Origin of the sequence: Campylobacter concisus (assembly GCF_902460595.1) — a bacterium.
Lineage (GTDB): Bacteria > Campylobacterota > Campylobacteria > Campylobacterales > Campylobacteraceae > Campylobacter_A > Campylobacter_A concisus_BL.
Window position 1 is genome coordinate 679,896 of the sequence record NZ_CABPVA010000001.1, and the last position, 8,879, is coordinate 688,774.

6 protein-coding genes are annotated in these 8,879 nt (G+C 39.7%); 3 read left to right on the forward strand and 3 right to left on the reverse strand.

Annotation, left to right across the window (positions count from 1 at the left end; all coding sequences use genetic code 11):
• Window positions 1-986: glycosyltransferase family 2 protein (locus tag F3G86_RS03315; protein WP_188116408.1), on the reverse strand; the 986-nt coding region annotated here is incomplete at its 3' end.
• An 88-nt stretch (window positions 987-1,074) separates the two neighbouring features.
• On the opposite strand from F3G86_RS03315, the gene F3G86_RS03320 reads away from it, so the two are divergent.
• Genes F3G86_RS03320 through waaF form a run of 3 tightly spaced genes read left to right on the forward strand, consistent with a single transcriptional unit; the run spans window position 1,075 to window position 4,203 of the window.
• The gene (locus F3G86_RS03320) at window positions 1,075-2,250 is read left to right on the forward strand and encodes an O-antigen ligase family protein (RefSeq protein WP_149722984.1); all 1,176 of its coding nucleotides are present in this window, start codon (window positions 1,075-1,077) and stop codon (window positions 2,248-2,250) included.
• Window positions 2,222-3,253 (forward strand): glycosyltransferase family 4 protein, encoded by a 1,032-nt coding sequence (locus tag F3G86_RS03325; RefSeq protein ID WP_149722985.1) that lies wholly within the window; start codon window positions 2,222-2,224, stop codon window positions 3,251-3,253. The genes F3G86_RS03320 and F3G86_RS03325 overlap by 29 nt, the downstream gene beginning before the upstream one ends.
• Entirely contained in the window at window positions 3,250-4,203 is a 954-nt protein-coding gene (gene waaF, locus F3G86_RS03330) for a lipopolysaccharide heptosyltransferase II (protein WP_149722986.1), read from the forward strand. The genes F3G86_RS03325 and waaF overlap by 4 nt, the downstream gene beginning before the upstream one ends.
• 34 nt (window positions 4,204-4,237) lie before the next feature.
• Here the strand turns inward: waaF and F3G86_RS03335 are convergent, their stop codons facing one another.
• On the reverse strand, window positions 4,238-4,945 hold the full coding sequence (locus tag F3G86_RS03335; RefSeq protein ID WP_149722987.1) for a DUF6882 domain-containing protein: 708 nt from the start codon (window positions 4,943-4,945) through the stop codon (window positions 4,238-4,240).
• 15 nt (window positions 4,946-4,960) lie between these two features.
• Entirely contained in the window at window positions 4,961-8,572 is a 3,612-nt protein-coding gene (gene dnaE, locus F3G86_RS03340) for a DNA polymerase III subunit alpha (RefSeq protein WP_149722988.1), read from the reverse strand.
• Window positions 8,573-8,879 lie beyond the last annotated feature (307 nt).

Here is an 8,879-nt window from a genome sequence, read left to right on the forward strand (position 1 = left end):
TTTATTGTATTAAAGATTTTTAAAATTTTTGATACATTTTCGTATGATTTTACATTTTTTAGCACTTTGAGCAAAATTCTATGCTTTAGTCTAAGCTTTGAAAAACCAGCTGAACTTATAATGCTATCAACATCCTCATAGAAAAGGTCAAGCGCCTTTACATAGCTGCTATTTTTCAAATTTGGTCTTGATGAAATAGTTGGCATATAGACACTTTTGATTTTTCTAAACTCTAGATCAGGCACCATCTCAAGAGCTAAATTTTTATTTCTTAAAATTGAGATTATGTCCTCATAGACAAATTTATGATCCATTACGGCTTTTAGCTTTTCAAAGCCACCTGTGTTGTTTTCTCCGATATTGTAGTTATAAAACGCTCTATTTAGCTTCACAAGAGTCTTTGAAGCGATAACGTTTCTCACCACAGCGTGAAAATCTTCAGCCTGTGTGATCCCAACTGGAAACAAATTTTCTTTTAAAATTTTAGTTTTTATTGCCTTGTTTGCAACATTGTGTAAAACCTTGTTGTGTCTTGATGCTAAAAGCCTTTTTAGATACTCACTTTTATCAATGGTACCGTCTTCTTTTGTCCCAAAATCTTTAAATAAGACCTTTTTATAATCATAAACCTTACGCATATCTGTTATCACAATATCAGCATCAAATTTTTCAGCGATACCATAAACGGATGAAGCATAGTCTTTTTCTACGCAGTCATCAGCATCAACACAGATAGTGTATTTTCCTTTAGCTAGCATAATACCATCATTTCTAGCAGCACTCACACCTGCGTTACTCTTTGTTTTTAATATTATTTTATCTTCATACTCTTTTAAAATTTGTGGTGTATTATCGCTACTTCCATCGTCTATAACTATTATCTCAATGTCAGTAAAATCTTGAGATATCAGCGAATTTAAACAATCTCTAATATGCTCCTCTTTGTTAAAAACAGGCACTATAAAGCTTATTTTCACACCATGCACGATACTTCCTTTTAATTTTTTGTTAATATTGTATATTATTTTTAGTTCATCAATGATAAAATACAAGCTTAAATTTCAAAGGATACGCATGAAAAATGACATTATAACTAAGCTCTACAATCTTTTTTTGGTTGTTTTATTGTTTACACTACCAGTCACTGAGGGCTTAAAGCAAATTTCACTTACACTTTTTGTATTGGTTGGAATTTATATCTGTGTCAAAGAAAAAAAGCAATTTAAATTTGATGTTATAAATATCTCGCTTTTTATCTTTGTTTTAGCAACTTTTATAAGTTGTTTTATAAACGGAGTCTCACCTTCAAGAGCACTTGATCCGCTAAGATGTATGTTATTTTTCTTTGTAATTAGAAGTGTTGGTGTTGAGAAAATAAACTTCAAATTTCTATTTTTTGCCTTATTTGCTGGCTTGATCACTGCATTTATCCCAGCTTGTGTTAAAAAATTTACATCAAACGATCCAATGGCACTTTTTGAGCTTAAATCAATCGGTCACGTAAACCATAGCGCCATTTTTATGCTACTAGTTTTCTGCGTGGCTCTAATTTCAATAGCTGAATTTAAAAAAATATATGAAAAATATATAGCTATAGCAGTAGCAGGAATTTGCGCATTGGGGGTTATGATTACTGGCTCAAGAGCCGCCATGTATCTTTTGCCTGTTGTTGTTTTGTTCATATTATCTTATCAGACCATGAATAAGCAAACCAACTTTAAAACATCAATTGCTCTTGTGGTTTTATTTAGCATTATAGCCATTTCATATACATATATATCAGCAAATATCACGCAAGATATAAGAATTTATAGCAAATTAACAAGGGGCGTAACGGGGTCAGAGACGAGATATCCGATCTTTGCTAGTGCTTTTTACACTTGGCTTGAGCATCCTTTTTTTGGCATAGGCTCTGGAGAGTTTAAAACCATAGATATAACAAAATATTTTCCAAGTAACGGTGAAGTACGTGTTAGCCACGCACACAACACCTTTTTAACATTTTTAACTGAAAAAGGCATCATCGCTCTGCTTGCATATTTAGTATTTCAACTATCACTTTTTATTAAATTTATTAAAAATTTCAGACAAAGCAGTATAGTTTTTCTAGCGCTTTTGATGCTTGTTTTTCAAAATGTAATTTCACTTGTAAACACGACATTTCACCATGAAAACGCACTTTTGATGCTCTTGTTTTGGGCACTGGCTTTAGGAGTTATAGATGAAAAAAATAGTATTTTTAAGAACTAATCCAAACGCAGTTGGAGGTGCTGAAAGATACTTAAGAAGGCTTGTTAAGGCCCTAAATGAGCTTGGTATCCAAACAGAAATTCGCTCATATCTTGGAGATGCTGGCATCTCTTCTTGGAAAAAAGCTCTAAATTTTAACCGCCAAGTAAAACGCCAAAAAAGAGAGGATGAGTTTTACTTTAGCTTAGAGCGAGTAAGCTGCGCTGACATATATAGAGCAGGAGACGGCGTGCACAAGGTTTATAGGGCGACAAAAAGCTTTTGGTGGCTAAACCCCCTAAATTTCGTCTATCCATACTTAGAGAAAAAATGCTTCAAAAACTCCCAAAAGATCATCACAAACTCAAATTTCATAAAAGAGCAGATTATCGCGACTTACGGCATAGAGCCAGAGAAGATCACGACCATTTATAACGGTGTAAATTTACCCCAAAGGGTGCAAAAAGCTGAGGCAAAGCTCGCACTTTGTGAGGAATTTGGACTTAAATTTGAGCTTGCAACCCTACTTTTTGTGGGAAATGGCTTTAAAAGAAAGGGGCTAAAAGAGTTTTTGCTCCTTGCTTCAAAGCTAAAAACGCCCGTAAATACGCTCATTGTCGGCAAAGACAAAAACATCTCAAGCTACAAACGCCTAGCTAAAAAACTTGGGCTAAACGCCTACTTTGTCGGCGAGCAAAAGAGCACGGCGAAATTTTATGAAGCGAGCGATATTTTTATATTTCCAACACACTATGAACCATTTTCAAATGTCGTGCTAGAGGCACTTAGCTTTAAAAACGTGGTCTTTACGACGGCTCAAAATGGCGCTGGCGAGATACTTGAAGATAAATTTGTGCTTCAAAATCCAAGTGACGAGAGCGCGCTGGAGTTTATAGATGAAATTCTCACAAAGCACGAGCTTATGGCGAGCCTGCAAGAGAAGGCTTACCAGCTTTCGCTAAATTTTAGCATCGAAAAAAACGCCGCTCTTACGCTTGAAGTGATAAAAGACGCCTTAAAATGAGAGTTTTTATCGAGCTTCCAACCTGGCTTGGTGATAGCGTGATGGCAAGCGCTGCGATCGAAAATTTAGTGCAAAATGAGAAGAATTTACAAATCGTTTTTTTTGGCTCATTTGTAGCTTGCGAGCTTTACAAAAACCATCCAAACTGCGAAAAAGTAGTCGTTGATGAGAGCAAAAAAGCTAAATTTAGGTTTTTATCTCTTGCAAAAAGTGCAAAAAGTCTTGGCAAATTTGATCTAGCACTTAGCTTTAGAAGCTCGTTTGCTAGTAAATTTTTGATATTTTTTATAAACGCTAAGAAAAAAGCCATCTTTAAAAAGAGTAAAACCGTCCTTCACCAGGTGCTAAAATATGCAAATTTTGTAAAAAATGCTCTTGGCTTAAGTGAAATTTCCACTCAACTAAAGCTATATTTTACCCCTAAAATTTCAGCCAAAAAAACACTAGCTCTAAATCCAGGTGCGAGCTACGGAAGTGCGAAAAGATGGTATCCAGAGTATTTTGCGCAGGTGGCTTTAAATTTTAAAGATGAGTTTGAGATCGTAATCTTTGGTGGCAAAGGCGAGCAAGAAATTTGCGAAAAAATTGAGCAAATTTTAAAAGAAAACGACGCAACTTGCCAAAATTTAGCTGGCAAAACAAGCGTCAAAGAGCTTTGTGAGCGCATAGCTGGGCTTAGTAAAAATGGTATTTTCGTCACAAACGATAGCGGCCCTATGCACGTAGCTGCCGCATTTCATGTGCCAACGATCGCTCTTTTTGGACCGACAAAATTTAGCGAAACCTCGCCATGGGGCAATGAATTTGCAAAAATAGTACATTTAAATTTAGAGTGCATGCCCTGTATGAAGCGAGTTTGCCCGATAAAAACGCATGCTTGTATGAGGGATCTCAAGCCACAAATGGTGATAGATGAGATAAATTTACTAAGAAAAGAGCTAGGCTACTAAGCTAAGCGCCTAATAACCCAGCCAAAATATAAGATTACAACTTCGCGGAGATATCTGTTAGCCTATTAAGATCATCAAATTTGAAGCTAAGTTCATCTTTAAGCTTAGCTACTATCTCATCCTTGTTTTCGCTAAATTTTATCTCACAACCCAGCAAAAGACCTTTTATAAAAAGCTTGTGATCAAGCTCATAGGCACTTATACACTCATTTACTACGCTTATTACTTCATTTGCTAAAACTGGCTCTTTAAAGATAGCCTCAGCCCTAAATGCAACGTACGCAGCGCCACCGTCGTAATCGATCTTATAGTAGCTTAGCTCCTCGCCAAGCGCCACGCAAGCAACCAAGCTAATTGTATGACCATTTATCTCTTCATCTAGCTCAAACTGCGCCGTGCTAAACGCTTCAAGCCCAAATTTCTCCCCAAACTCACGCGCCCTGTTTGCAAGAGCAAGTAACCGCTCGTCAAAGCCATTTATATTTTCATATCCCCAAAGCCAAGTGTTTGACGAAAAGCTCTCGGAGCCGATAAACTGCATATCAAACTCCTGCTTGTCAAAGTAAATTTTGCCACTTTCAAAGTCAGCTTGCCACTTGCTAGCCTCAACCACTTGCTTAAAAAGCCGTTTTTGAAGCAGCATCGCTCTGCCAAGACATGCGCTAAAAAGCTCACTCCAGTTACTTTTATCTATGCCAAGCTCGTCTAAAAAATGGCCCTTTTTTCTAAAAATATCAAACATTTCTCGTCCTTAAATTTACGCTGAAGCCGCGAGCTTTTCTATCTCCTCGCCCACATCATCACTTACGATAAACTCAGTCTTATAGATGAAAATTTCGCCAGTTGCTTCATTTTTTATCTTCAAAATTAGCCGTTTTTGATTATTTGGAGCATTTTTGCTAAAAACTAGCGAGTAAATTTGCTCCAGCTTTTGCCTGCTAAGCTCGCTCAGCATCAAAAGCACCTCTAGTTCGGCATACTCTCTTGCTTTTTGAGGAGCGCTCGCCTCTTCATTTTTGCTAAATTTAGAGTTTTGCTTTAGTTTTCTAGTCTTAAAGTCTAAATTTTGCGCATCTTCTAGGCTATAAACCTCGTTTAAATTTGTCCTTACAAATTGATCGTCGCGCGAGATATTTATCCTAAATGCATAAGGTAGATCGCGCTTTGCCTCGTCTTTTACGATATCTTCGATGTTGCCAAGCTCTCTTTCAAAGACGGCGATCTCGATGTTACCGTGAAAGTCAAGCACATTTATAGTGCCCATTTTTTTGCCACTTTTTGTGATCCTTGTGCTAAAGTCCTCGATCTTGCCAACTACCAAAATTTCAGCACTTTGTGGCAAGGTCTCAAACTCCGAGCTTAGCGTGTATTTGATCTTATTTATCTCGTCCTTATAGTCATCAAGCGGGTGACCTGAGAGGTAGATGCCAACGCTCTCTTGCTCAAATTTCAAGATCTGTTTGATGTCAAATTCATCATCTATAGTGACGAAATTTATCTTCACGTCATTCATGCTATCATCTTCGCCAAATAGGCTCTCAGCCGCATTTTTACGTATCTGAGCTGCGTTTTTGCAAGCTTCTACGATATTTTCTACATTTTGCAAAAGCATCTTGCGACTAAAGCCAAACTCATCGAAGCAGCCAGCTTTTATAAGGCTTTCAAAGACCTTTTTATTGACCTTAAATGGATCGATCCTTGAGACAAAGTCGTCCATGCTCTTAAACTCGCCCTTTGCGTCACGCTCAGCGATGATGTTCTCAATAGCCGCTCCACCAACGCCTTTAATCGCTCCAAGCCCAAATATAATGCCATCGTGACCCTCATTTTTAACGACGCTAAATTCTTTGGTTGATTTGTTGATAGATGGTGGCAAAGTATCGATGTTTATGCGTTTTATCTCATCAATGTAGCGAACGATCTTATCGACGTTGCTCTCCTCGCTTGTTAGAAGTGCCGCCATAAATTCAGCCGGATAGTAAGCCTTCAGATAAGCCGTCTGAAATGTGACATAAGCGTAAGCTGCGGAGTGAGACTTGTTAAAACCATATCCTGCAAATTTGACGATCAGCTCGAAAAGATCGTCCGCTTTTTGACCATTTAGCCCCTTGGCTTCAGCACCTTTTACAAACTCGCCCTTTAGCCTGTCCATCTCCTCTTTGATCTTTTTACCCATCGCACGGCGCACAAGGTCCGCACCGCCTAAGCTAAAGCCGCCTATGGCTTGCACGATCTGCATGACCTGTTCTTGATAGACTATGACGCCGTATGTTGGCGCGAGGATCGGCTCAAGCTCCTTAAATGCGTATGTTATCTCCGCCTCGCCATGTTTTCTTTTGACGAAGTCATCAAGCATACCACTCTCCATCGGTCCTGGGCGGTAGAGTGCGAGCATCGCGACGATGTCCTCAAAGCAGTCTGGGCGCAGGCTAGTTCCTAGCTTTCTCATGCCCTCGCCCTCTATCTGAAAGATGCCGATGGCTTGGCCACTTTGTATCATTTTATAAACGCCAGAGTCGTTTTTATCGACCTGCTCCCAGATGATGTCCTTGCCAGTGCGCTGTTTAACGAGCTTTATCGCATTATCGATAACCGTTAGCGTCTTAAGGCCAAGAAAGTCAAATTTTATTAAATCAACGTCTTCAAGGTATTTGAGGCTATACTGCGTGACAAAGCGATCTTCTGGGCTATTTGGCTGGCGAAATAGCGGGGTTTTGTTCCAAAGCTCTTCGTTTGAGATGACAACACCCGCTGCGTGCTGGCCGGCGTTTCTGTTTAGCCCCTCAAGATCAAGCGCAAATTTCCAAATTTTAGCTGCCTTTGGGTTTTGGCTGACGAGCTCAGCTATCTTTGGCTCTTTATCGTAGGCATCTTTTAGCGTGATGTTTAGCTCATCAGGGATAAGCTTTGCCATCGCATCAGCCTCCGCATAAGGCATATCACAAACCCTTGCGACGTCTCTAATTACGCCCTTTGCGAGCAATTTACCAAATGTAATGACGCCAGCAACGTTAAATTTGCCGTATTTTTGCGTGACGTAGTCGATGATCTCGCCGCGTCTGCTTTGACAAAAATCCACGTCGATATCTGGCATGCTAACGCGCTCTGGGTTTAGAAATCTCTCAAAAAGCAGGTTGTATGGGATAGGATCAAGGTCGGTTATCTTTAGCGAGTAAGCGACCAAGCTACCAGCCGCGGAGCCACGTCCTGGGCCAACTGGCACGCCCCTACTTTTGGCCTCGTTGATGAAGTCCCAAACAATCATCATATATCCTGGGAAATTCATCTTATTGATGATACCGATCTCTATCTCAAGGCGTTTTCTATACTCCTCGTGTAAATTTTCTGGGACAAATTTCAGCCTCTCTTCAAGGCCTTTTCTGCACTCGTGCTCGAAAAATACAGCGTCATTTTTGAAACTATATCTGTTTTCTGGCTCTGGGAGGGCCAAATTTCTCTCTTTGGCGCACTCAAGCGTAAATTTAAAATTTGGCGGAGTTGGGTTGCCAAGCTTGATCTCGAGATTGCACTTATCCACGATCTCTTGGGTGTTTTCTATCGCTTCAGGGATGTCTAAAAATAGCTCGTTCATCTGCTCTTTGCTTTTAACAAAAAACTCATGGACGCTGTGGCGAAGTCGGTTTGGATCGTCTAATGTTTTGTTCATCGCGATGCACATGAAAACCTCGTGCGCAGCGGCTCTTTCTTTAAAAGTGTAGTGGGTGTCGTTTGTGGCGATAACCTTGATGCCAGTCTCTTTTGCGATACGCAAGATGTCATCGTCTATGCGCCTTTGATCGCCGATGCCGTGGCGCATGATCTCAAGGTAAAAGTCATCTCCAAAAATTTCTTTATACTCAAGCGCGACCTCTTTTGCCCTCTCGTAGCCTTTAGCGCCAAATTTAACGTTACGCTCGCTTAAATTTAGATGCCAGCTCACCTCGCCCTGCAAGCAAGCAGAGCTGCAAACTAGGCCCTCGCTATGCTCTTTTAAGATTTTTTTATTGATACGAGGATAGTAGTAAAAGCCCTCGATGTAGCTCATGGAGCTAAGATACATCAAATTTTTGTAGCCAGTCTCGTTTTTGGCGATTAGGATGAGGTGAAAGCGCTGTTTGGTGCTCTTGTCGTCGAGCTGCTCGCCGTTATGCACGTAAGCCTCGATGCCAATTAGCGGTTTTATACCATTTTTTTTCATCTTTTTGTAAAAATCAATCGCGCCAAACATGTTGCCGTGATCCGTGATCGCTGCTGCTGTGTCGCCTCTGTCATGAAGCGTATGAGCTAGCTCTTCTATCTTGTTTGCTCCGTCTAGTAGGGAGTATTCGGTGTGTAAATGTAGGTGTGTAAAGCCAGAATTTTCACTCATTTTTTATCCTTTTTAATGAGCGGATTTTACAAAATTTTGGCTAATAAGGCGCTTGATGAAAGCTTAATGGGAGCTTTAAAATTTAGGGATTTTTCAGTCTGTGACAAGAGCAAAGCGCTTGGTTAAGCTGTCACGCTGCCTATTTAGCGTTTGAGAAATTTTAAAATTAGAGCTGGCAAATCACATTGTCAAATTTAACCTCTATAAAATTTTAAACGGCATGCGCTACGCTAGCACAATCGCATGCAGTTAAAAAACTCGAGCAAATTTTAAAATTTCATGAGCGAGTAATTTCGGCTCTAAAATT